This window comes from Streptococcus sp. NM (assembly GCF_003390135.1).
Lineage (GTDB): Bacteria > Bacillota > Bacilli > Lactobacillales > Streptococcaceae > Streptococcus.
Genome location: NZ_QUOS01000001.1, coordinates 759,632 through 783,938, shown reverse-complemented (window position 1 = coordinate 783,938; position 24,307 = coordinate 759,632). Strand labels below are relative to the sequence as shown.

21 protein-coding genes and 1 tRNA gene are annotated in these 24,307 nt (G+C 40.1%); all 22 read left to right on the top strand.

Annotated features, from left to right (window positions below):
• Positions 1-173: 173 nt before the first annotated feature.
• Entirely contained in the window at positions 174-881 is a 708-nt protein-coding gene (locus tag DXN33_RS04000; RefSeq protein ID WP_115904412.1) for a 2-C-methyl-D-erythritol 4-phosphate cytidylyltransferase, read from the top strand.
• Between the two features lie 4 nt (positions 882-885).
• Positions 886-1,908, top strand: coding sequence for a ribitol-5-phosphate dehydrogenase (locus DXN33_RS03995; protein ID WP_049488776.1), 1,023 nt, complete (start codon positions 886-888; stop codon positions 1,906-1,908).
• Positions 1,909-1,924: 16 nt separating this feature from the next.
• Positions 1,925-2,794 carry a choline kinase LicA gene (gene licA / locus DXN33_RS03990; RefSeq protein ID WP_049491765.1) on the top strand — a complete coding sequence of 290 codons (870 nt, stop codon included), beginning with the start codon at positions 1,925-1,927 and terminating at the stop codon, positions 2,792-2,794.
• Entirely contained in the window at positions 2,784-3,662 is an 879-nt protein-coding gene (locus DXN33_RS03985; RefSeq protein WP_070843005.1) for a DMT family transporter, read from the top strand. Before licA ends, DXN33_RS03985 begins: the two co-directional genes overlap by 11 nt.
• 11 nt (positions 3,663-3,673) lie before the next feature.
• The gene (locus tag DXN33_RS03980) at positions 3,674-4,363 is read left to right on the top strand and encodes a sugar phosphate nucleotidyltransferase (RefSeq protein WP_000643965.1); all 690 of its coding nucleotides are present in this window, start codon (positions 3,674-3,676) and stop codon (positions 4,361-4,363) included.
• A gap of 87 nt (positions 4,364-4,450) precedes the next feature.
• A complete protein-coding gene (gene dprA / locus DXN33_RS03975) occupies positions 4,451-5,299 on the top strand; it encodes a DNA-processing protein DprA (protein WP_070843006.1) in 849 nt (282 codons plus the stop codon).
• Between the two features lie 117 nt (positions 5,300-5,416).
• Positions 5,417-7,504: a type I DNA topoisomerase gene (topA, locus tag DXN33_RS03970; protein ID WP_049551638.1), complete on the top strand. Its 2,088-nt coding sequence runs from the start codon at positions 5,417-5,419 to the stop codon at positions 7,502-7,504.
• A gap of 104 nt (positions 7,505-7,608) precedes the next feature.
• The gene (locus DXN33_RS03965; RefSeq protein ID WP_115904411.1) at positions 7,609-7,968 is read left to right on the top strand and encodes a YbaN family protein; all 360 of its coding nucleotides are present in this window, start codon (positions 7,609-7,611) and stop codon (positions 7,966-7,968) included.
• 92 nt (positions 7,969-8,060) lie between these two features.
• Entirely contained in the window at positions 8,061-8,693 is a 633-nt protein-coding gene (locus DXN33_RS03960) for a copper homeostasis protein CutC (RefSeq protein WP_115904410.1), read from the top strand.
• Between the two features lie 43 nt (positions 8,694-8,736).
• A complete protein-coding gene (locus tag DXN33_RS03955) occupies positions 8,737-9,393 on the top strand; it encodes an MmcQ/YjbR family DNA-binding protein (RefSeq protein ID WP_115904409.1) in 657 nt (218 codons plus the stop codon).
• Positions 9,394-9,696: 303 nt separating this feature from the next.
• Entirely contained in the window at positions 9,697-11,259 is a 1,563-nt protein-coding gene (locus DXN33_RS03950) for a 2-isopropylmalate synthase (protein ID WP_115904408.1), read from the top strand.
• Between the two features lie 11 nt (positions 11,260-11,270).
• Positions 11,271-12,308: a 3-isopropylmalate dehydrogenase gene (gene leuB / locus DXN33_RS03945; protein ID WP_115904407.1), complete on the top strand. Its 1,038-nt coding sequence runs from the start codon at positions 11,271-11,273 to the stop codon at positions 12,306-12,308.
• A complete protein-coding gene (locus DXN33_RS03940; protein ID WP_115904406.1) occupies positions 12,305-12,574 on the top strand; it encodes a DUF1294 domain-containing protein in 270 nt (89 codons plus the stop codon). Before leuB ends, DXN33_RS03940 begins: the two co-directional genes overlap by 4 nt.
• 3 nt (positions 12,575-12,577) lie before the next feature.
• Positions 12,578-13,960 carry a 3-isopropylmalate dehydratase large subunit gene (gene leuC / locus DXN33_RS03935; protein WP_115904405.1) on the top strand — a complete coding sequence of 461 codons (1,383 nt, stop codon included), beginning with the start codon at positions 12,578-12,580 and terminating at the stop codon, positions 13,958-13,960.
• A gap of 9 nt (positions 13,961-13,969) precedes the next feature.
• Positions 13,970-14,563, top strand: a complete 594-nt coding sequence (gene leuD, locus DXN33_RS03930) for a 3-isopropylmalate dehydratase small subunit (RefSeq protein WP_115904404.1) — start codon at positions 13,970-13,972, stop codon at positions 14,561-14,563.
• Between the two features lie 25 nt (positions 14,564-14,588).
• Positions 14,589-15,368: an L-threonylcarbamoyladenylate synthase gene (locus DXN33_RS03925; RefSeq protein WP_000160505.1), complete on the top strand. Its 780-nt coding sequence runs from the start codon at positions 14,589-14,591 to the stop codon at positions 15,366-15,368.
• A gap of 158 nt (positions 15,369-15,526) precedes the next feature.
• Entirely contained in the window at positions 15,527-17,167 is a 1,641-nt protein-coding gene (locus tag DXN33_RS03920; RefSeq protein ID WP_115904403.1) for an McrB family protein, read from the top strand.
• Complete coding sequence (locus DXN33_RS03915) at positions 17,154-18,470, top strand: McrC family protein (protein WP_181897286.1); 1,317 nt, start codon at positions 17,154-17,156, stop codon at positions 18,468-18,470. The genes DXN33_RS03920 and DXN33_RS03915 overlap by 14 nt, the downstream gene beginning before the upstream one ends.
• Before the next feature lie 172 nt (positions 18,471-18,642).
• Positions 18,643-19,629, top strand: a complete 987-nt coding sequence (locus DXN33_RS03910; RefSeq protein WP_000931175.1) for a GMP reductase — start codon at positions 18,643-18,645, stop codon at positions 19,627-19,629.
• A gap of 66 nt (positions 19,630-19,695) precedes the next feature.
• Positions 19,696-19,767, top strand: a tRNA-Arg gene (locus DXN33_RS03905).
• A 183-nt stretch (positions 19,768-19,950) separates the two neighbouring features.
• Positions 19,951-20,649 carry a ribonuclease III gene (gene rnc, locus DXN33_RS03900; RefSeq protein WP_115904401.1) on the top strand — a complete coding sequence of 233 codons (699 nt, stop codon included), beginning with the start codon at positions 19,951-19,953 and terminating at the stop codon, positions 20,647-20,649.
• Positions 20,640-24,179, top strand: coding sequence for a chromosome segregation protein SMC (gene smc, locus DXN33_RS03895; RefSeq protein WP_115904400.1), 3,540 nt, complete (start codon positions 20,640-20,642; stop codon positions 24,177-24,179). Before rnc ends, smc begins: the two co-directional genes overlap by 10 nt.
• The last annotated feature ends 128 nt before the right edge of the window (positions 24,180-24,307 follow it).

The window sequence follows — 24,307 nt, the reverse complement described above, 5'->3', positions numbered from 1 at the left end:
TAATGACTATTGAATTCCTAGTCACTACTAGAAATGGACTAGTTTGTTTGAATAATGGAACTGCTTAATCCTCCTATTCTAGAACGGGATGACTAGTATTTCTTTTATGATAGGACTAGATTGTGGTATAATAGAGAGAATAAGTTTTTTTAGTAAGACAAAGGAGAAAATAGATGATTTATGCAGGAATTCTTGCCGGTGGAACTGGCACACGTATGGGAATCAGTAATTTGCCAAAACAATTTTTAGAGCTAGGTGGTCGACCTATTTTGATTCATACAATTGAAAAATTTGTCTTGGAACCAAGTATTGAAAAAATTGTGGTTGGGGTTCATGGAGACTGGGTTTCCCATGCAGAGGATCTTGTAGATAAATATCTACCTCTTCATAAGGATCGTATCATCATTACAAAAGGTGGTGCTGACCGTAATACGAGTATTGAGAAAATCATTGAAGCCATTGATGCTTATCGTCCGCTTACTCCAGAGGACATCGTTGTTACCCACGATTCTGTTCGTCCATTTATTACGCTTCGCATGATTCAGGACAATATCCAACTTGCTCAAAATCATGACGCAGTGGACACAGTGGTAGAAGCGGTTGATACTATCGTTGAAAGTACTAACGGTCAATTTATTACAGATATTCCAAATCGTGCTCATCTCTATCAAGGACAAACACCTCAAACATTCCGTTGCAAGGACTTCATGGATCTTTACGGTTCTCTCTCTGCCGAAGAGAAAGAAATCTTAACAGATGCATGTAAAATCTTTGTAATCAAAGGAAAAGATGTAGCCTTGGCTAAGGGTGAATATTCAAATCTGAAAATTACTACAGTAACAGATTTGAAGATTGCAAAAAGCATGATTGAGGAAGAGTAATAAAATGATTAATCAAATTTACCAACTAACAAAGCCTAAGTTTATCAATGTCAAATATCAGGAAGAGGCTATTGACCAAGAGAATCATATCCTCATCCGCCCTAATTATATGGCGGTCTGTCATGCGGATCAGCGTTACTACCAAGGAAAACGTGATCCGAAGATTTTGAATAAAAAACTTCCAATGGCAATGATTCACGAGTCATGTGGAACCGTTATTTCTGACCCAACAGGAACCTATGAGGTTGGTCAAAAAGTTGTCATGATTCCCAATCAGCCTCCTATGCAGAGTGATGAAGAATTCTATGAAAACTACATGATAGGGACCCATTTCTTGTCTAGTGGCTTTGATGGCTTTATGAGAGAATTTGTTTCTCTCCCTAAAGATCGTGTGGTGCCTTATGATGCTATCGAAGATACGGTTGCAGCCATTACAGAGTTTGTCAGTGTCGGTATGCATGCTATGAATCGCTTATTGACACTTGCTCATAGCAAGCGGGACCGAATCGCCGTTATCGGAGATGGAAGTTTAGCTTTTGTGGTTGCCAATATTATCAACTATACTTTGCCAGAAGCAGAGATCGTGGTTATTGGTCGTCATTGGGAAAAATTGGAACTTTTCTCATTTGCCAAAGAATGCTATATTACTGATAATATTCCTGAAGATTTGGCCTTTGACCATGCTTTTGAGTGTTGTGGTGGTGATGGTACTGGACCAGCTATTAATGACTTGATTCGCTACATTCGTCCTCAGGGAACGATTCTCATGATGGGAGTTAGTGAGTATAAAGTCAATCTCAATACACGCGATGCGTTAGAAAAAGGTTTGCTCTTGGTTGGTTCCTCTCGTTCTGGTCGCATCGATTTTGAAAATGCAATCCAAATGATGGAAGTCAAGAAATTTGCCAATCGTCTTAAAAATATCCTTTATCTAGAAGAACCTGTAAGAGAAATTAAAGATATTCACCGTGTCTTTGCGACCGATTTAAACACAGCCTTTAAAACAGTGTTTAAGTGGGAAGTATAGGTGCTGGAGGTTAATTGTGGAGAAAATCATTAAAGAAAAAATTTCTTCCTTACTTAGTCAAGAAGAGGAAGTCCTCAGTGTTGAACAACTGGGGGGAATGACCAATCAAAACTATTTGGCCAAAACAACAAATAAGCAGTACATCGTTAAGTTCTTTGGTAAAGGGACTGAAAAGCTGATCAATCGTCAAGATGAAAAGTACAATCTTGAACTACTTAAAGATTTAGACCTAGATGTCAAAAATTATCTTTTTGATATTGAAGCTGGTATCAAAGTAAATGAGTATATTGAATCTGCGATTACGCTTGATTCAACGTCAATCAAGACCAAATTTGATAAAATTGCTCCAATATTACAAACTATTCATGCTTCTGGCAAGGAATTAAGAGGAGAATTTGCTCCGTTTGAAGAAATCAAAAAATACGAATCCTTGATTGAAGAGAAAATCCCTTATGCCAACTATGAAGCAGTTAGAGAAGAAGTCTTCTCTTTAGAGAAAAGACTGGCTGACTTAGGTGTTGACAGAAAATCTTGTCATATCGATTTGGTGCCTGAAAACTTTATCGAATCACCTCAAGGACGACTTTATCTGATTGACTGGGAATATTCATCAATGAATGATCCAATGTGGGATTTGGCTGCCCTCTTTTTAGAATCTGAATTCACTCCCCAAGAGGAAGAAGCTTTCTTATCTCACTATGAGAGTGACCAAACACCTGTCTCTCGTGAAAAGATTGCTATTTATAAAATTTTACAAGATACCATTTGGAGTCTATGGACAGTCTATAAGGAAGAGCAAGGCGCAGATTTTGGTGATTATGGTGTGAATCGTTATCAAAGAGCTGTTAAAGGTCTAGCTTATTATGGAGGTTCTGATGAAAAATAAAAATGGAGTTTCTTTTGGTCTACTCTCAGGTATTTTCTGGGGGTTAGGTCTAACGATCAGTGCTTATATCTTTTCGATTTTTACAGATTTGTCACCCTTTGTGGTAGCCGCTGCTCATGATTTCTTGAGTATCTTTATCTTACTAGCTTTTCTCTTGGTAAAAGAAGGAAAAGTTCGTCTCTCAATTTTCTTAAATATTCGCAATGTTAGTGTTATCATCGGAGCCTTACTAGCAGGCCCTATCGGTATGCAGGCCAATCTTTATGCAGTTAAGTATATCGGAAGTTCTTTAGCTTCATCTGTATCAGCTATTTACCCTGCGATTTCAGTTTTATTGGCTTTCTTCTTCTTGAAGCACAAGATTTCGAAAAATACTGTGTTTGGGATTATCTTGATTATTGCAGGGATTATTGCCCAGACCTATAAGGTTGAACAGGTCAATTCCTTCTATATTGGGATTCTCTGTGCTTTAGTTTGTGCTATTGCATGGGGAAGTGAGAGTGTTCTCAGCTCCTTTGCTATGGAAAGTGAATTGAGTGAAATCGAAGCCCTCTTAATCCGTCAAGTGACTTCATTCTTGTCCTATCTTGTGATTGTGCTCTTCTCTCATCAGTCATTTGCAGAAGTGGCCAATGGACAATTGTTAGGTCTTATGATTGTCTTTGCAGCCTTTGATATGATTTCTTACTTGGCTTATTATATCGCTATCAATCGCTTGCAACCAGCCAAGGCTACAGGCTTGAACGTGAGCTATGTAGTATGGACTGTCTTGTTTGCAGTTGTTTTCTTGGGTGCACCGTTAGATATGCTGACAATTATTACGTCACTTGTCGTCATTGCTGGAGTTTATATTATTATTAAAGAATAAAGGAGATTCGTGTGAAAGCCATCATCTTAGCAGCGGGATTGGGAACTCGCTTGCGTCCTATGACTGAAAATACCCCTAAAGCCTTGGTTCAGGTTAATCAAAAACCCTTGATTGAATACCAAATTGAGTTTCTCAAAGAGAAAGGAATTAACGACATCATCATTATCGTTGGTTACCTTAAAGAACAATTTGATTACTTAAAAGAAAAATATGGTGTTCGCCTCGTTTTCAATGATAAATACGCTGACTACAATAACTTTTACTCTCTCTATCTTGTAAAAGAAGAATTAGCTAACAGTTACGTTATCGATGCCGATAATTATCTCTTTAAAAATATGTTCCGCAATGATTTGACACGTTCTACTTATTTTAGTGTTTATCGTGAAGATTGTACCAACGAATGGTTCTTGGTCTATGGAGATGACTACAAGGTTCAAGACATTATTGTTGATAGCAAAGCTGGTCGTATCCTGAGTGGTGTATCCTTCTGGGATGCTCCAACTGCAGAAAAGATTGTCAGCTTTATCGACAAGGCTTATGCAAGTGGTGAATTTGTTGACCTCTATTGGGATAATATGGTTAAGGATAATATCAAAGAACTAGATGTCTATGTTGAAGAATTAGAAGGCAACAGCATCTATGAAATCGATAGTGTCCAAGATTATCATAAATTGGAAGAAATTCTTAAAAACGAAAATTAAAGATTCCAACATCTGGCTAAAATAGTCGGATGTTTTTTTGATTTTTTACGAATAAATAGATGAGTAGAAAAAGAAATGGAGATATTTATGAAAATCACAAACTATGAAATCTATAAGTTAAAAAAATCAGGTTTGACCAATCAACAGATTTTGAATGTCCTAGAATACGGTGAAAATGTTGATCAAGAACTGTTGTTAGGTGATATTGCAGATATATCAGGTTGCCGAAATCCAGCTGTTTTTATGGAACGTTATTTTCAGATAGATGATGCGCATTTGGAGAAAGAATTTCAAAAATTTCAATCTTTCTCTATTTTAGATGACTGTTACCCTTGGGATTTGAGTGAAATATATGATGCGCCTGTACTTTTATTTTACAAGGGAAATCTGGATCTCTTGAAATTTCCTAAGGTAGCAGTCGTAGGAAGTCGTGCTTGTAGCAAACAGGGAGCGAAGTCAGTTGAAAAAATCATTCAGGGCTTGGAAAATGAACTGGTTATTGTCAGTGGATTAGCCAAGGGAATTGACACAGCAGCTCATATGGCAGCTCTCCAGAATGGTGGAAAAACCATTGCAGTTATTGGAACAGGGCTGGATGTGTTTTATCCTAAAGCCAATAAACGCTTGCAAGACTACATCGGAAATGACCATCTGGTTCTTAGTGAGTATGGGCCTGGTGAACAACCTCTGAAATTTCATTTTCCTGCCCGTAATCGCATCATTGCTGGACTTTGTCGTGGTGTGATTGTAGCAGAGGCTAAGATGCGCTCGGGGAGTCTCATTACTTGTGAGCGAGCAATGGAAGAAGGCCGCGATGTTTTTGCTATTCCTGGTAGCATTTTAGATGGACTATCAGACGGTTGTCATCACTTGATTCAAGAAGGAGCAAAATTGGTCACCAGTGGGCAAGATGTACTTGCGGAATTTGAATTTTAGGACGAAAGTTCGCTTACTAGACAAACTTTTCTTCTATATATAGTAGCTAAGTCTTGACAGTTATGGCAAAATGGTTTACACTTTATAAAGTTTATTACTTTGAAAAGGTGTGATACTGTGGCTACGGCAACAAAAAAGAAAAAATCAACAGTTAAAAAAAATCTAGTCATCGTGGAGTCGCCTGCTAAGGCGAAAACGATTGAGAAATATCTAGGCAGAAATTACAAGGTTTTAGCCAGTGTCGGGCATATCCGTGATTTGAAGAAATCCAGTATGTCCGTTGATATTGAAAATAATTATGAACCGCAATATATCAATATCCGAGGAAAAGGTCCTCTCATCAATGACTTGAAAAAAGAAGCTAAAAAAGCTAATAAAGTCTTTCTTGCGAGTGACCCGGACCGTGAAGGAGAAGCGATTTCTTGGCATTTGGCTCATATTCTCAACTTGGATGAAAATGATGCCAACCGTGTGGTCTTCAATGAAATCACCAAGGATGCAGTCAAAAATGCTTTTAAAGAACCGCGCAAGATTGATATGGACTTGGTAGATGCCCAACAAGCTCGTCGTGTTTTGGACCGCTTGGTAGGCTATTCGATTTCGCCTATTTTGTGGAAAAAGGTCAAGAAGGGTTTGTCAGCAGGGCGCGTACAGTCCATTGCCCTTAAACTCATCATTGACCGTGAGAATGAAATCAACGCCTTCCAGCCTGAAGAATACTGGACAATTGATGGTGTCTTTAAGAAGGGAACCAAGCAATTTCAGGCTTCCTTCTATGGAGTGGATGGTAAAAAGCTAAAACTGACTAGTAATGATGAGGTCAAGGAAGTCTTATCTCGTCTGACCAGTAAAGACTTTTCAGTGGATCAGGTGGATAAGAAAGAGCGCAAACGCAATGCTCCATTACCCTATACCACTTCATCTATGCAGATGGATGCTGCCAATAAAATCAATTTCCGTACTCGAAAAACCATGATGGTTGCGCAACAGCTTTATGAAGGGATTAATATTGGTTCTGGTGTTCAAGGTTTAATTACCTATATGCGTACTGATTCGACTCGTATCAGTCCTGTAGCTCAGAACGAAGCAGCAAGCTTCATTACGGACCGTTTTGGTAGCAAGTATTCTAAGCATGGTAGCAAGGTCAAAAATGCATCAGGTGCTCAGGATGCCCATGAGGCTATTCGCCCGTCTAGTGTCTTTAATACACCGGAAAGTATTGCTAAGTATCTGGACAAGGATCAGCTCAAGCTTTATACCCTTATCTGGAATCGTTTTGTAGCTAGCCAGATGACAGCTGCTGTCTTTGATACCATGGCTGTTAAATTGTCTCAAAATGGAGTTCAATTTGCTGCAAATGGTAGTCAGGTTAAGTTTGATGGTTATCTTGCCATTTATAATGATTCTGACAAGAATAAGATGTTACCAGATATGGCTGTGGGAGATGTGGTCAAACAGGTCAATAGCAAACCAGAGCAACATTTCACCCAACCACCTGCCCGTTATTCTGAAGCGACCCTTATCAAGACCTTGGAGGAAAATGGAGTTGGACGTCCGTCAACCTACGCGCCAACCATTGAAACCATTCAGAAACGTTATTATGTTCGCCTTGCATCCAAACGTTTTGAACCGACAGAGTTGGGGGAAATTGTCAACAAGCTCATCGTTGAATATTTCCCAGATATCGTAAACGTAACCTTTACAGCTGAAATGGAAGGCAAGCTGGATGATGTCGAAGTCGGAAAAGAGCAGTGGCAACGTGTTATAGACTCCTTTTACAAACCATTCTCTAAAGAAGTGGCCAAGGCTGAAGAAGAAATGGAAAAAATCCAGATCAAGGATGAACCAGCTGGATTTGATTGTGAAGTGTGTGGCAGTCCAATGGTTATTAAACTTGGTCGTTTTGGTAAGTTCTACGCTTGTAGCAATTTCCCAGATTGCCGTCATACCCAAGCAATCGTGAAAGAGATTGGTGTTGAGTGTCCAAGTTGTCATCAGGGACAAATCATTGAGCGTAAAACCAAACGTAACCGCCTCTTCTATGGTTGCAATCGCTATCCAGACTGTGAATTTACCTCTTGGGACAAGCCTGTTGGTCGTGACTGTCCAAAATGTGGCAACTTCCTCATGGAGAAAAAAGTCCGTGGTGGTGGCAAGCAGGTTGTATGTAGTAATGGCGACTACGAAGAAGAAAAGATTAAATAAGAGGAGAGTCCTGAAAGTTAATTTCAGGCTCTTTTGGTTAGAACTTGACAAAATTCACCATTGTATGCGAAACTAGAAGAAGATTATTTTAACTAGGAGAAGTTATGCGTATTATTTATCTGATAATTGGTTTTTTATCACTGGTCTTGGCTATTGTTGGGGTTGTTTTACCCTTGTTGCCTACAACGCCTTTTCTTTTGTTGTCTATTGCTTGTTTCTCAAGAAGTTCCAAGCGCTTCGAAGATTGGCTTTATCATACCAAGCTCTATCAAGCATATGTAGCTGATTTTCGCGAGACCAAGTCCATTGCGCGTGAACGAAAGAAAAAAATCATCGTATCTATCTACATCTTGATGGGAATTTCCATTTATTTTGCCCCTCTTTTATCAGTAAAAATCGGTCTGGGAGCTTTGACCATCTTTATCACCTATTATCTCTTCAAGGTCATTCCAGACAAAGAATAGTTAAAATAGTAGTTATTTGCCTTGATAAAATTGAAAGCATATTTACAATAATATGATATAATAAATTCAAAGTAATAATCAAGGAGAATCAAATGATCTACGAATTTTGTGCTGAAAATGTGACCTTGCTTGAAAAAGCGATGCAGGCTGGAGCTCGTCGAATCGAACTCTGTGACAATCTAGCAGTTGGTGGGACAACTCCCAGCTATGGAGTGACCAAGGCAGCGGTTGAATTGGCAGCTAACTACGATACGACCATCATGACCATGATTCGTCCACGTGGTGGCGACTTTGTCTATAATGACCTAGAAATTGATATCATGTTAGAAGACATTCGGTTGACCGCTCAGGCTGGAAGTCAAGGGGTTGTATTTGGGGTTTTAACTGCTGATAAGAAGTTGGATAAGCCTAATCTTGAGAAGTTAATAGCTGCATCAAAAGGAATGGAAATTGTCTTTCACATGGCCTTTGATGAATTGAGCGAAGAAGACCAGTTAGAAGCTATTGACTGGCTCAGCCAAGCTGGTGTCACTCGTATCCTGACTCGCGCTGGTGTATCTGGCGACTCTCTAGACAAACGTTTTGCTCACTATCACAGAATTTTAGAGCATGCTAAAGGTAAGATTGAAATTCTACCAGGTGGGGGGATTGACCTTGACAACCGTCAAACCTTTATTGACCGGCTGGGCGTGACACAATTGCATGGAACCAAGGTTGTCTTTTAAAAAATAGAAAGGAACTGCTAGCTTTTGGTAGCAGTTTTCACTTATGTTTGAAATTTTTAAATCCTATCAGTTTAATCAAGAAAAGGCTCGTGCCTATGGTTTTGTAGAAAATGGGGGAGTCTGGACCTATAGTTGCCAGATTTTGCAAGGTGACTTTGTCATGACTGTATCCATCACTGCTGATAATGTGAGTTTTCAGGTCTTTGATCAGGAAACGGGCGACCTCTATCCTCAAGTCCATATGGAAAGTTTTAAAGGAAGTTTTGTTGCAAGTGTCCGTGAAGCTTGTCTGGAGATTCTTTACCAGATTCGGAAGGCTTGTTTTGAGATACAGGATTTTATCTGTCCTCAGACTAAGCGAATCATGATTCAAGTTCAGGAAAAGTATGGAAATCAGTTGGAGTATCTGTGGGAGAAATCGCCTGATACGGCAGTGTTAAGACATGAAAGTAATAAAAAGTGGTATGCCGTCTTGATGAGAATCTCTTGGGATAAGCTGGAAAAGGGTAGAGAAGGATTAGTGGAAGCAGTCAACCTCAAGCATGAACAAGTAGCTGACTTACTTTCAAAAAAGGGAATTTATCCAGCCTTTCATATGAACAAACGCTACTGGATTAGTGTGGCTTTTGATGATACTTTGTCAGATGAAATGGTACTGGAATTGATAGAAAAAAGTTGGAATTTAACTTCTAAAAAATGAAACATTTCAACAATTTTCAATTAGCTAAATATTCTATACTGAAGAAATTTTCAGAAAATATTTGATTTTTTCTTGACAAGTGCTTTTGCCTATGCTAAAATACTAAACAAGATATCAAACGAAGGAGAAAGTCAAACATGAGAACAGCTAAGTTTAATCAATTTGCTTTGTTGTTGAGGTACTCGGGCTAGTGCAAAAAGCATTAGTCCTGTTTGGCTTACCAAGCGGGAGTAAATCAACATCTCGCTTGGATTTCTAAGCGAGATGTTTTTTTAAAACCATATTTGGAAAAGGGGAAATCTTATGCGAACAGTTGAATTTCTAGATACCAGCCTTCGGGATGGAGAACAGACACCTGGTGTTAATTTTTCAATCAAGGAAAAAATAGCCATTGCAAGACAGCTGGAGAAATGGGGCATTTCAGCAATTGAAGCTGGTTTTCCAGCTGCGAGTCCTGATTCATTTACGGCAGTGCAGGAGATTGCTAAGGCCTTGAAGAAAACAGCGGTGACTGGTTTGGCCCGCTCTGTCAAGTCTGATATTGATGCTTGTTACGAGGCACTCAAGGATGCCAAGTATCCACAGGTTCATGTCTTTATCGCTACCAGTCCGATTCATCGTAAGTATAAGCTCAATAAGAGCAAGGAAGAGATTTTGGAAGCTATTAAGGAGCATGTTTCTTATGCCCGTTCTAAGTTCGAGATTGTCGAGTTCTCTCCTGAGGATGCGACTCGAACAGAGTTGGATTTCCTCTTGCAAGTTGTTCAAACGGCGGTCGATGCAGGCGCATCTTATATCAATATCCCTGACACGGTAGGATTTACCACTCCAGAGGAATATGGTGCTATCTTCAAATACTTGATTGAGAATGTCAAGACGGATCGTCAGATCATCTATTCACCTCACTGTCATGATGACCTTGGAATGGCAGTGGCTAATAGCCTTGCTGCTGTCAAGAATGGTGCAGGACGTGTTGAAGGGACTATCAACGGTATTGGGGAGCGAGCTGGAAATGCTGCCTTGGAAGAAATAGCAGTGGCTCTCAATATTCGCCAAGATTACTATCAAGCAGAAACTAGTATTGTTTTAAATGAAACCATCAATACTTCTGAAATGGTTTCTCGCTTCTCAGGAATTCCAGTTCCTAAAAACAAGGCTGTGGTCGGTGGCAATGCCTTCTCTCACGAATCTGGTATTCACCAAGACGGAGTCCTTAAAAATCCTCTTACTTATGAGATTATCACCCCTGAATTGGTCGGTGTCAAGAGTAATAGCCTTCCACTTGGAAAATTGTCAGGTCGCCATGCCTTTGTCGAGAAACTAAGAGAATTGGCGCTAGTTTTTACAGAAGAGGATATCAAGCCACTCTTTGCTAAGTTCAAGGCGTTAGCGGACAAGAAGCAAGAAATCACAGATGCAGATATTCGAGCTTTGGTAGCTGGAACCATGGTTGAGAATCCAGAAGGCTTCCACTTTGATGATTTACAACTACAAACCCATGCGGAAAATGACATTGAAGCACTCGTTAGCCTAGCCAATATGGATGGTGAGAAAGTCGAATTTAATGCGACAGGACAAGGATCTGTTGAGGCTATCTTTAACGCTATTGATAAGTTCTTCAATCAATCTGTTCGCTTGGTATCCTATACTATTGACGCTGTGACAGATGGAATTGATGCCCAAGCTCGGGTCTTGGTCACTGTTGAAAACAGAGATACAGAAACCATCTTTAACGCAGCAGGTCTTGATTTCGATGTGTTGAAGGCTTCGGCTATTGCCTACATCAATGCTAATACCTTTGTCCAAAAAGAGAATGCAGGTGAGATGGGACGTAGCGTTTCCTATCGCGACATGCCTAGTGTGTAAAGGAGAATGCTATGACAAAGAAATTAGTAGCTCTAGCAGGGGACGGAATCGGCCCAGAAATCATGGAGGCTAGTTTAGAGGTTCTGGAAGCTCTAGCTGAAAAAACAGGTTTTGATTATGAGATTGATAGACGACCTTTTGGAGGTGCAGGTATCGATGCTGCAGGGCATCCTTTACCTGATGAAACCCTCAAGGTATGTCGCGAAGCAGATGCCATTCTCCTAGCCGCTATCGGTAGTCCTCAGTATGATGGAGCAGCGGTTCGGCCTGAACAAGGTTTGCTGGCTCTCCGTAAGGAACTCAATCTCTATGCTAATATTCGCCCTGTAAAAATCTTTGACAGTCTCAAGCATTTGTCACCACTCAAACCAGAACGAATTGCTGGTGTAAACTTTGTCGCGGTGCGTGAGTTGACAGGCGGGATTTACTTTGGAGATCATATCCTTGAAGAGCGCAAAGCGCGTGATATCAATGACTATAGCTATGAGGAAGTGGAGCGGATTATTCGTAAAGCCTTTGAAATCGCAAGAAATCGCAGAAAAATCGTTACTAGTATCGATAAGCAAAATGTTTTAGCGACATCAAAACTCTGGCGGAAAGTAGCTGAGAAGGTCTCACAGGATTTCCCAGATGTGACCTTGGAACACCAGTTAGTGGACTCAGCTGCCATGCTCATGATTACCAATCCTGTCAAGTTTGATGTTATCGTAACGGAGAATCTTTTCGGAGATATTCTATCTGATGAATCAAGCGTTCTATCTGGCACGCTTGGAGTTATGCCATCAGCCAGTCATTCTGAAAATGGACCAAGCCTTTATGAGCCCATTCACGGTTCAGCACCTGATATCGCAGGGCAAGGAATTGCCAATCCTATTTCCATGATTTTATCAGTGGCCATGATGTTGAGAGATAGTTTCGGACGTCACGATGATGCAGAGCGTATCGAGCGTGCTGTTGAGGCCAGTTTGGCAGCAGGAATTTTAACGAGAGATATAGGAGGACAGGCTTCGACCAAGGAAATGACGGAAGCTATTATTGCAAGGTTATGAAGTTAGATGAAAAAATTACTCTTGCCCTCTTGATTTGGAATGTCATGGTTTTCTTGATTTATGGTATTGACAAATCCAAGGCAAGGAGAAGAGCTTGGCGCATCCCTGAGAAAATCTTACTTATTTTAGCCTTTACTTGTGGTGGTTTTGGGGCCTGGTTAGCAGGAATCATCTTTCATCACAAGACTCGAAAATGGTATTTTAAAACAGTTTGGTTTCTTGGGATGGTGACTACACTAGTAGCCTTATATTGTATTTGGAGGTAATGGATGGCAGGAAAATCGATTTTTGATAAATTATGGGACCGCCATGTCATCACAGGAGATGAGGGGCAGCCCCAACTCATTTATGTGGATCAGCACTATATCCACGAGGTGACCAGTCCACAGGCTTTTCAAGGATTACGAGACACAGGTCGTAGATTGAGACGACCAGACTTGACATTTGGAACCTTTGACCACAATGTCCCGACAGTTAATATCTACGATATTCGAGATGTCATTTCCAAGGCGCAAATTGATAAGCTAGCTGAAAATGTTGAGGAGTTTGGGATTGAACATGCGGCCCACGGTTCTGAAAAACAGGGAATCGTGCACATGGTGGGTCCAGAAACAGGACGAACCCAACCAGGAAAATTCATTGTCTGTGGAGACAGCCATACGGCAACCCACGGGGCTTTCGGAGCGATCGCCTTTGGAATTGGAACTAGTGAGGTCGAACATGTCTTTGCGACACAGACCCTCTGGCAGGTCAAACCTAAGAAAATGCTGGTGGAATTCACAGGAGTTCCTCAAAAAGGAGTTTATTCCAAGGATTTCATTTTAGCCTTGATTGCCAAGTACGGCGTTGCTTGCGGCGTTGGCTACGTGGTGGAATATCGTGGACAAGCTATTGATGCACTGAGCATGGAAGAGCGAATGACCATTTGCAATATGTCTATCGAGTTTGGATCTAAGATGGGAATCATGAATCCGGACCAAACCACCTATGATTATCTCAAGGGACGGGAATGTGTTCCAGAGGACTTTGAAGAGGCTGTGGCGGATTGGAAAACAATTGTCAGTGATGATAATGCCGTTTACGATAAGGTTATCCAGATGGATGTCTCAGACCTTGCTCCTATGGTGACCTGGGGAACCAACCCTGCTATGGGGGTTGACTTTGACAGCAGTTTCCCAGAAATTAAGGATATGAATGATGAGCGAGCCTACAATTACATGGACTTGGAGCCTGGTCAAAAGCCAGCTGATATTGAACTAGGCTATATCTTTATCGGTTCTTGTACCAATGCTCGTCTCAGCGACTTGCAACTGGCTGCGCGATTTGTTAAAGGGAAGAAAATTGCTCCTAATCTAACAGCTATCGTGGTTCCAGGCTCTCGTCCTGTCAAACGAGCTGCTGAGAAGTTGGGCTTAGACAAGGTCTTTCTAGATGCTGGTTTTGAGTGGAGAGACCCAGGTTGCTCTATGTGCCTAGGGATGAATCCTGACAAGGTACCTGATGGTGTTCACTGCGCCTCAACCAGCAATCGAAACTTTGAAGACAGGCAGGGATTTGGAGCTAAGACCCATCTCTGCAGTCCAGCCATGGCAGCTGCGGCAGCTATCGCAGGGCGATTTGTAGATGTTCGGCAAATGCCAGAAGCCCAGTAAGGAGAGGATATGGAGAAATTTACAGTTTATACGGGAACTACTGTTCCTCTTATGAATGATAACATTGATACTGACCAAATCCTTCCCAAGCAGTTTCTCAAGTTGATTGATAAAAAAGGCTTTGGTAAGTACCTCATGTATGCTTGGCGTTATTTGGATGACAAGTATACTGAGGATCCAGACTTTGTCTTTAACAGACATGAATACCGTAAAGCAACTATCCTCATCTCAGGGGATAACTTTGGGGCAGGATCTTCGAGGGAGCACGCCGCTTGGGCTCTAGCGGACTATGGTTTTAAGGTTGTGATTGCAGGATCTTTTGGGGACATTCATTACAATAATGAACTCAATAATGGCATGTTGCCTATTGTACAGCCCAGAGAGGTTAGAGAAAAGCTAGCCCAGCTTAAACCAACCGATCAGGTAACTGTGGACTTGGAACAACAAAAAATCATCTCACCAGTTGGAGAATTCACTTTTGAAATTGATAGCGAATGGAAACACAAACTCTTAAATGGTTTGGATGATATCGGTATTACCTTGCAGTATGAAGATTTGATTGCTGCTTATGAAAAACAACGACCAGCCTATTGGCAGGATTAGAAAAAATAGAAAAGGAAATAGAACTATGACAAAACATATTCAATGGAACGGAACACTTTCACAAGAAGGTTATGATATTTTAAAAGGGGAGGGCGGATGTATCGTTTGCCCTACAAAAGTTGGTTATATTATCATGACTAGTGACAAGGCTGGTCTTGAACGTAAGTTTGAAGCCAAAGAACGTAACCGTAACAAACCAGGTGTTGTTCTCTGCGGTAGCATGGATGAGCTTCGCGCTTTAGCACAACTCAACCCAGAAATTGAAGCCTTTTACCAAAAACATTGGGATGAAGATATTCTTCTTGGTTGTATCCTTCCTTGGAAACCAGAAGCCTTTGAAAAACTAAAAGCATACGGGGATGGCCGTGAAGAACTGATGACTGACGTGCGTGGTACTAGCTGTTTTGTTATCAAATTTGGGAAAGCTGGTGAACAATTGGCTGCCAAACTTTGGGAAGAAGGCAAGATGGTTTATGCCTCATCAGCTAACCCATCTGGAAAAGGAAACCGTGGTAAAGTAGAAGGTATTGGAGAACGTATCGAAGGGGCAGTGGACCTTGTCATTGAGGCAGATGACTACGTTGCTTCTATCCAGCCTGACAAAACGATTGAAACTCGCTATGAGCAAGGTGTGATGGTCTCTATGGTTGATAAAGACGGCAAACTCATCCCAGAACAAGGAGGAGCACGTTCAACTTCACCAGCTCCAGTTGTAATCCGTAAAGGGCTTGACATTGATAAAATTATGATGCACCTGTCAGATACCTTTAACTCATGGGACTATCGTCAGGGCGAGTATTATTAGGAGAAAAAAAGTCTAGTGTTATGAGGGAATACCCTACTCTACACTAGGCTTTTCTTTAGAAATTCTTTTCTTTTTCTATAGGATATGGTATGCTAGAAGAGTAGTTGATATCAATAGATTATATAGTCTTAAACAATAAAAAAGAAGGAGATATTAAGATGAATCAAGATGTGAGCTTAGATAATTTTTGTGAATGGTTAATTAAGGAAAGAAAGAATTTTGAAAATAAGTTAAAAGATGATTGTATTAAAAGTCAAAACTTACTAAAGGAATTTTTAAATGATTGGCCTTTAGATAACTTAAAAAACATATCGTTAGATGAATATATAAAATTGGGTAAAGATATTAACACGGGAGGAAAATATTCAAATTTGTACATGAGTATTGGTGGTGGTACTTCGGCAAAAAAATTTTTGATTTCACAAAATAAGGATAAAAATGACTATAAAATAACAAATGGTAAATACGAAGACACAATTGAAAAAGAGGCTGCAACTATTTACTTTAATGAATTGAGGAAAGATTTAGTTGATATCCTTCAAAAAGGAATTAATCTTGAATTTGATAAAATTAAAAGCACAAATCGATTTTTTAATTGTCCTGCAATGATTATTAAACTTTTGAGTATATATTCAAATTCGAATAAAGGAGTTCACGGGAAGCGTAGCTATTTTAGTTTTAATAATGGGAATAGATATAAAAAAATTTTTGATCAATTATTACCGAATAAGAATGATGTATATGCTCAAAATCATGAAATTACTAAATATGTTGATGAAAAAGTTCCAAATTTAGATCAAGTCATTTTATCTTATTCTATTCATAGATATGTCGAGGCGATGAATAATAACAATAATAACGATAATAATGATATTAATAAACAAGAAAGAGAAAAAAATCAAATGTCATATAGTGATATTCTAAAAAAGTCTCCAAACCTTATTCTTCGTGGTGCACCTGGTACAGGAAAAACACACCTTGCTATTGATATTGCAAACGAATTAACAGATGGCAACAAAGATCAAATCGGCTTTGTACAGTTTCACCCATCTTATGACTATACGGATTTTGTAGAGGGATTGAGACCAGTATCTAATGGAGATGGTACCATTGAGTTTAAACTAGTAGATGGTATCTTTAAGAAGTTTTGTCAGAAAGCTAGAGACGTTAAGAAAACCGGAGGAAAAGATAAATTTGTCTTCATCATCGATGAAATCAACCGTGGTGAGATTTCTAAGATTTTTGGAGAACTCTTTTTCTCAATTGATCCTGACTATCGTGGCGAAAAGGGAAGTGTCTCTACCCAATATGCTAATTTACATGAAACTGATGAGAAATTTTATATCCCTGACAATGTCTATATTATCGGAACCATGAATGATATAGACAGATCTGTTGATACTTTCGATTTTGCTATGCGTCGTCGTTTCCGATTTGTTGAAGTTACGGCTGAAAGTCAACTTTATATTCTAGATAAAGAACTAGGTGAGCGTGCTGAAGAAGCTAAAACTCGACTAAGGAATTTGAATGCTGCTATTGAAAACGTTCAGGAATTAAACAGTCATTACCATATCGGACCAAGTTATTTCCGTAATTTAAAAAAATTGAAATATGATTATGAAATACTTTGGTCTGATTATCTCAAACCACTTTTGGAAGATTATGTACGTGGTTCTTATGATGAAGCTGAAACTCTAGAAACATTGAAAAAAGCATTCGATCTGACAAAGAATGAGCAAAAAGATCAGGCAGTAGCTGATGACAATGAAGGCGATGAAAACGATGATGCGGATCACTGATAATCAACACAAGATTGTTAAAGAAGAATTTGTTGAAGAATATCCTAAACTAAGCAATCTTCTTTTAGACAGAACCTTGGAAAGTCTATCCCAAGATGAACGTGTTTTCATTTTTCCAAATGATTTGAAGAATTCTCCTGACTTAGAAAAGGACCAAAAAATCTTTGAAACAGTTAATCAGGAAATCAAGACAGGAAATGTGATTGGTTTTCTGGGTTGTGGTCAGGAAAGATTAACGATTTCCTCTCGTTTTTCTGATGAGAGTAATGACCATTTTTTGCATTATCTCTTACACAAGGTTCTTCATATCAATCTCACTAGTTTAGATGTTGCTTTGTCTCGTGAAGAGAGACTTTATCAACTTTTGATGTATCTCTTCCCCAAGTATCTACAAGCTGCTATTCGAAAAGGTCTTTATAAGGAATACCATCGATTTTCTCATAATGACAGTAATGTTAAGGGAGTGATTGATGTAAGAAACCATCTCAAGAAAAATCTTCCTTTCACGGGAAATATTGCCTACACAACGAGAGAGTTCACCTATGATAATCCCCTCATGCAGTTGGTCCGTCACACTATTGAATACATTAAGAACCAGAAAAGCATTGGTCAAGGGGTACTAGATAATCTCTCAACTAGTCGTGAAAACGTAGCTGAAATCGTGCGTGTAACGCCCTCTTATAAACTAGCTGATCGTGTTAAGATTATTCGGGGAAATCAATCTAAACCTATACGTCATGCATACTTTCACGAGTACAGAAAGTTACAAGAACTTTGTCTGATGATCCTAAATAGAGAGAAGCACGGTTTAGGATATCAAGATCAAAAGATCCATGGTATTCTTTTCGATGTTGCCTGGCTTTGGGAAGAGTATGTTCATACTTTGTTGCCAAAAGATTTTATCCATCCACGGAATAAAGATAAGACGGAAGGAATTTCAGTATTTTCTAGTCAAGAAAGAAAAGTATATCCAGATTTTTATCAAGAAGAGCTTAAAATAGTATTAGATGCTAAATATAAAAAGCTTGAAAAGGCTGAAAAAGGAATCAACCGTGAGGACTTATTCCAGCTGATTTCCTATTCTTATATTTTAAAAGCTGAGAAGGCTGGTCTTGTTTTTCCGAGCAAGGACAAGGTTGTTGATAATGAGATAGGAAAGCTAGCAGGTTATGGAGCTTTGTTGAAGAAATGGTCTATCCAAATCCCTCAGAAGTCTTCATCTTATCGTGAATTTTGTGAAATGATGGAAAACTCTGAAGAAACTTTTAAAAGGAATATTACTAAAGAAGTGGGGAGAAAATAATCTCTCCACTTTTTTGTCTTTGATATAAGTAAAACCCGAACAATATAATGTAATTTATAAAATTATTTGACAAAAACTGTACTTTAGTTTATAATGAATTAAGGAAACGTCGGAAAAGGCGTAGTGATGCGAGAGCATAGGTAGGTCATTACAAAAGAAACGAGACATCGATATGTTAAATGAATTTCCAATTTTTGATTATGAAGATATTCAATTGATTCCAAATAAATGTGTCATTAAAAGCCGTGCAGAAGCAGATACAAGTGTCACTCTAGGAAATCACACCTTTAAACTACCTGTTGTGCCAGCTAATATGCAGACAATTTTGGATGAAAATGTAGCAGAGCAACTGGCTAAAGGTGGTTACTTCTACATTATGCACCGTTTTGATGAGGCAGGACGCATTCCTTTTATTAAACGCATGCACGAGCAAGGGCTCATTGCTTCTATCTCTGTTGGTGTTAAGGATTATGAGTATGATTTCGTTAGCCAGCTCAAGGCTGATGCTCCTGAGTACATCACGATTGACATTGCCCATGGTCATGCAGATAGCGTGATTTCTATGATTCAACACATCAAGAAAGAATTGCCAGATACCTTTGTCATTGCTGGAAATGTGGGAACACCAGAAGCTGTGCGTGAATTGGAAAATGCTGGTGCGGATGCTACAAAGGTTGGAATTGGTCCGGGTAAGGTTTGTATCACCAAGGTCAAGACAGGTTTTGGTACAGGTGGTTGGCAGTTGGCTGCTCTCCGTTGGTGTGCTAAGGCTGCACGTAAACCGATTATCGCTGATGGAGGGATTCGCACTCACGGTGATATTGCCAAGTCTATCCGTTTCGGTGCCAGCATGGTCATGATTGGTTCCCTCTTTGCAGGACATATTGAAAGTCCAGGGAAAACGATTGAAGTCGATGGTGAACAGTTCAAAGAATATTATGGTTCAGCCTCACAATATCAAAAAGGTGCTTACAAAAATGTGGAAGGCAAACGTATCTTGCTTCCTGCTAAGGGTCATCTGCAAGACACTTTGACTGAGATGGAACAAGATCTTCAAAGTGCTATTTCTTATGCAGGTGGACGTCAGGTTGCTGACCTTAAACACGTTGATTATGTGATCGTGAAAAACTCTATCTGGAATGGGGATGCTTCCCACTAAGACGGGCTATCTCACTAGAAAAAAACTTGTTATTAGAGCAAATTTCTGTTATAATAAAACAAGTTTCCACCCTTAGTGTAATGGATATCACGTAAGATTCCGGTTCTTGAGATGGGGGTTCGATTCCCTCAGGGTGGATGTAAACATCCTAAGAAAGCCTTTAATAGGGCTTTTTTCTTTACACAGCCCTAAATTGGCCCTTAAAACTGAAAATCTCTTTCTAAAGAATGCGCAAATGCTTTCCAGTCCCGTTTTAGAGTGACTCAGGGGGCTTTTTTTGATATAATAAAAAGGACTGTTATCAGTTAGAAAGAGGTTGGTATGAAAGAATTACAAACTGTACTAAAGAACCATTTTGCAATCGAATTTGCAGACAAAAATTTACTGGAGACTGCCTTTACTCATACGAGTTATGCCAATGAGCACCGCCTCTTAAAAATTTCACACAATGAACGCTTGGAATTTTTAGGAGACGCTGTTCTACAGTTATTGATTTCAGAATATCTGTATAAAAAATATCCTAAAAAACCTGAGGGTGACTTGTCTAAACTCCGTGCCATGATTGTCCGTGAGGAGAGTTTGGCTGGTTTTGCGCGTGATTGCCAGTTTGACCAGTTTATTAAGCTTGGTAAGGGGGAAGAAAAATCGGGTGGTCGCAATCGTGATACCATTCTTGGTGATGCCTTTGAAGCCTTTCTCGGTGCCCTCCTTTTAGATAAGGATGTGGCCAAGGTCAAGGAATTTATTTATCAAGTCATGATTCCTAAGGTTGAAGCAGGCGAGTTTGAGATGATTACAGATTACAAAACCCATCTCCAAGAGTTACTTCAGGTCAATGGTGATGTAGCTATTCGTTATCAGGTGATTTCTGAAACAGGGCCTGCCCACGATAAGATCTTTGATGTAGAAGTTCTGGTTGAAGGCAAGAGCATTGGTCAAGGTCAAGGTCGTTCTAAGAAATTAGCAGAGCAGGAAGCTGCCAAAAATGCCGTTGAGAAAGGGCTGGATTCATGTATTTAAAGGAAATCGAAATTCAGGGATTCAAGTCTTTTGCTGATAAGACTAAGGTCGTCTTTGACCAAGGTGTGACGGCAGTTGTTGGACCCAATGGATCTGGAAAGTCAAATATCACAGAAAGCCTGCGATGGGCATTGGGAGAGTCCAGTGTTAAGAGCCTCCGTGGTGGCAAGATGCCAGACGTTATCTTTGCTGGAACTGAAAGCCGCAAACCACTCAATTATGCTTCTGTAGTTGTGACTTTGGATAATAATGACGGATTTATCAAGGATGCAGGCCAAGAAATCAGGGTAGAACGCCATATCTATCGTAGTGGTGATAGCGAATACAAGATTGACGGCAAGAAAGTCCGTCTACGTGATATTCATGATCTTTTCTTGGATACAGGTTTGGGACGAGATTCCTTCTCTATTATTTCTCAAGGGAAGGTTGAGGAGATTTTCAACTCCAAGCCTGAAGAACGGAGAGCTATTTTTGAAGAAGCTGCTGGAGTTTTGAAATACAAGACTCGCAGAAAAGAAACTGAGAGTAAACTGCAGCAAACTCAGGATAATCTGGATCGTCTAGAAGACATTATCTACGAGTTGGATAATCAAATCAAGCCTCTTGAGAAGCAAGCTGAAAATGCTCGTAAGTTTCTAGACTTAGAAGGTCAACGCAAGGCTATTTACTTGGATGTTTTGGTTGCTCAAATCAAGGAAAATAAGGCTGAACTAGAGTCGACAGAAGAAGAGTTGGCTCAGGTTCAGGAATTATTGACAAGTTATTACCAAAAGCGTGAAAAATTAGAAGAAGAAAATCAGAATCTCAAGAAGCAACGCCAAGATTTACAGGCTGAGATGGCCAAAGACCAAGGCAGTTTGATGGATTTGACCAGTCTGATTAGTGATTTAGAGAGAAAATTAGCCCTATCGAAATTAGAAACTGAGCAAGTAGCCCTGAATCAACAGGAAGCACAAGCCCGTTTGGCCTCTTTGGAAGATAAGAGAAAATCACTCAGCAAAGAAAAATCTGATAAGGAAAGCTCTTTAGCCCTTTTAGAAGAAAATCTAATCCAAAATAATCAAAAACTCAATCGATTAGAAGCTGAATTGCTGGCTTTTTCAGATGATCCTGATCAGATGATTGAGCTCTTACGTGAACGCTTTGTGGCGCTTTTACAGGAAGAAGCGGATGTCTCAAACCAACTGACACGCATCGAGAATGAGTTGGAAAATAGTCGTCAGCTTTCTCAAAAACAAGCAGACCAACTAGAAAAGCTCAAAGAACAACTGGCTTCAGCTAAAGAGAAGGCTAGTCAGCAAGAGGCTGAGCTTGAAACTGCCAAGGAGCAGGTTCGGAAATTATTGGCTGACTATCAAGCTATTGCCAAGGAGCAAGAAGAGCAGAAAACTTCCTATCAAGTTCAACAAAGTCAACTCTTTGACCGTCTGGACAGTCTTAAAAACAAGCAGGCTAGAGCTCAAAGTTTGGAAAATATCCTGAGAAATCATAGCAACTTTTACGCGGGTGTTAAGAGTGTTCTCCAAGAAAAAGACCGCCTTGGTGGGATTATTGGTGCAGTCAGTGAACACCTGACCTTTGATGTTCATTATCAAACTGCTCTAGAGATTGCGCTTGGAGCCAGCAGTCAGCATATCATCGTGGAAGATGAAAACGCGGCAACCAAGGCTATTGATTTCCTTAAACGAAATAGAGCCGGTCGTGCGACATTCCTTCCGTTGACGACTATCAAGGCGCGAACGATTTCTAGCCAGAATCAAGATGCTATCGCTGCAAGTCCGGGATTTCTGGGCATGGCAGATGAGTTGGTGAAATTCGATACTAGACTGGAAGCTATTTTCAAAAATTTGCTAGCTACGACGGCTATCTTTGATACTGTAGAACATGCGAGTGCAGCAGCTCGCCAAGTTCGTTATCAGGTTCGTATGGTGACTTTGGACGGCACAGAGTTGCGCACAGGAGGTTCCTATGCGGGTGGTGCCAATCGCCAAAATAACAGTATTTTTATCAAGCCAGAGCTGGAACAATTGCAAAAAGAAATTGCTAAAGAAGAAGCAAGCCTGCGTTTAGAAGAGGCGACTTTGAAGACCTTACAAGACCAGATGGCTAGATTGACCGAATCATTAGAAGCCATCAAATCTCAGGGTGAGCAGGCACGTATTCAGGAGCAAGGCTTATCCCTCGCTTATCAGCAAACCAGTCAGCAAGTTGAAGAACTGGAAACTCTTTGGAAACTACAAGTAGAGGAATTAGACCGTCTTTCTGACGGAGATTGGCAAGCAGACAAGGAAAAATGTCAAGAGCGCCTTGCTACAATCGCTAGTGACAAGCAAAATCTGGAGGCTGAGATTGAAGAGATTAAGTCTAACAAAAATGCCATCCAAGAACGTTATCAAAACTTGCAGGAAGAGGTAGCGCAAGCTCGATTGCTTAAGACAGAACAGCAAGGCCAAAAACGTTATGAAGTTGCTGATATTGAACGCTTAGGTAAGGAACTAAGTAATCTTGATCTTGAGCAAGAAGAAATTCAGCGCCTTCTTCAAGAAAAGGTTGATAATCTGGAGAAGGTTGATACAGAATTGCTCAGTCAACAGGCGGAAGAGGCCAAAACTCAGAAAACAAGTCTTCAACAAGGTTTGATTCGCAAGCAGTTTGAGTTGGATGATATTGAAGGGCAACTGGATGATATTGCTAGTCATTTGGATCAGGCTCGCCAACAGAATGAAGAGTGGATTCGCAAGCAAACACGTGCTGAAGCCAAGAAAGAAAAGATCAGCGAGCGCTTGCGCCATCTACAAAGTCAATTGACAGACCAGTATCAGATTAGCTATACTGAAGCACTAGAAAAGGCGCATGAGTTGGAAAATCTCAATCTGGCAGATCAAGAGGTTAAGGATCTAGAGAAGGCTATTCGCTCACTGGGTCCTGTCAATATAGAAGCTATTGAACAGTACGAAGAAGTCCACAACCGTTTGAATTTCCTAAATAGCCAGCGAGATGATATTTTGTCAGCGAAAAATCTGCTCCTTGAAACTATTACAGAGATGAATGATGAGGTCAAGGAACGCTTTAAATCAACCTTTGAAGCCATTCGTGAGTCCTTTAAAGTGACCTTCAAGCAGATGTTTGGTGGAGGTCAAGCAGACCTGATTTTGACTGAAGGAGACCTGCTGACAGCTGGGGTTGAGATTTCAGTCCAACCACCAGGTAAGAAAATCCAGTCGCTTAACCTCATGAGTGGTGGGGAAAAAGCTCTATCGGCTCTTGCCTTGCTCTTCTCCATTATCCGTGTCAAGACCATTCCATTTGTTATCTTGGATGAGGTAGAGGCTGCGCTGGATGAAGCCAATGTTAAACGTTTCGGAGATTACCTCAATAGATTTGACAAGGACAGCCAGTTTATCGTCGTAACCCACCGTAAGGGAACCATGGCAGCGGCTGATTCTATCTATGGCGTGACCATGCAAGAATCAGGTGTTTCAAAAATTGTTTCGGTGAAGTTAAAAGATTTGGAAGAAACAGTAGACTAGTTACCAAACGATAGCATCTCTTAGGAGGTGCTATTTTTTAAAACTAACATCTTGAATGATTTTTTAAGGTCAGTTCAGGGGCAAAAAACGACATTTGGGCTTTCCTTTTAGCGAAAAGGCTTTCTCTA

Bases quoted from the DNA above. Each gene is read 5' to 3' on its own strand.
- DXN33_RS04000 (WP_115904412.1), top strand. From the start codon at position 174: ATGATTTATGCAGGAATTCTTGCCGGTGGAACTGGCACACGTATGGGA.
- DXN33_RS03995 (WP_049488776.1), top strand. From the start codon at position 886: ATGATTAATCAAATTTACCAACTAACAAAGCCTAAGTTTATCAATGTC.
- DXN33_RS03985 (WP_070843005.1), top strand. From the start codon at position 2,784: ATGAAAAATAAAAATGGAGTTTCTTTTGGTCTACTCTCAGGTATTTTC.
- dprA (WP_070843006.1), top strand. From the start codon at position 4,451: ATGAAAATCACAAACTATGAAATCTATAAGTTAAAAAAATCAGGTTTG.
- DXN33_RS03965 (WP_115904411.1), top strand. From the start codon at position 7,609: ATGCGTATTATTTATCTGATAATTGGTTTTTTATCACTGGTCTTGGCT.
- DXN33_RS03960 (WP_115904410.1), top strand. From the start codon at position 8,061: ATGATCTACGAATTTTGTGCTGAAAATGTGACCTTGCTTGAAAAAGCG.
- DXN33_RS03955 (WP_115904409.1), top strand. From the start codon at position 8,737: ATGTTTGAAATTTTTAAATCCTATCAGTTTAATCAAGAAAAGGCTCGT.
- DXN33_RS03950 (WP_115904408.1), top strand. From the start codon at position 9,697: ATGCGAACAGTTGAATTTCTAGATACCAGCCTTCGGGATGGAGAACAG.
- leuB (WP_115904407.1), top strand. From the start codon at position 11,271: ATGACAAAGAAATTAGTAGCTCTAGCAGGGGACGGAATCGGCCCAGAA.
- DXN33_RS03940 (WP_115904406.1), top strand. From the start codon at position 12,305: ATGAAGTTAGATGAAAAAATTACTCTTGCCCTCTTGATTTGGAATGTC.
- leuC (WP_115904405.1), top strand. From the start codon at position 12,578: ATGGCAGGAAAATCGATTTTTGATAAATTATGGGACCGCCATGTCATC.
- leuD (WP_115904404.1), top strand. From the start codon at position 13,970: ATGGAGAAATTTACAGTTTATACGGGAACTACTGTTCCTCTTATGAAT.
- DXN33_RS03925 (WP_000160505.1), top strand. From the start codon at position 14,589: ATGACAAAACATATTCAATGGAACGGAACACTTTCACAAGAAGGTTAT.
- DXN33_RS03920 (WP_115904403.1), top strand. From the start codon at position 15,527: ATGAATCAAGATGTGAGCTTAGATAATTTTTGTGAATGGTTAATTAAG.
- DXN33_RS03915 (WP_181897286.1), top strand. From the start codon at position 17,154: ATGCGGATCACTGATAATCAACACAAGATTGTTAAAGAAGAATTTGTT.
- DXN33_RS03910 (WP_000931175.1), top strand. From the start codon at position 18,643: ATGTTAAATGAATTTCCAATTTTTGATTATGAAGATATTCAATTGATT.
- rnc (WP_115904401.1), top strand. From the start codon at position 19,951: ATGAAAGAATTACAAACTGTACTAAAGAACCATTTTGCAATCGAATTT.
- smc (WP_115904400.1), top strand. From the start codon at position 20,640: ATGTATTTAAAGGAAATCGAAATTCAGGGATTCAAGTCTTTTGCTGAT.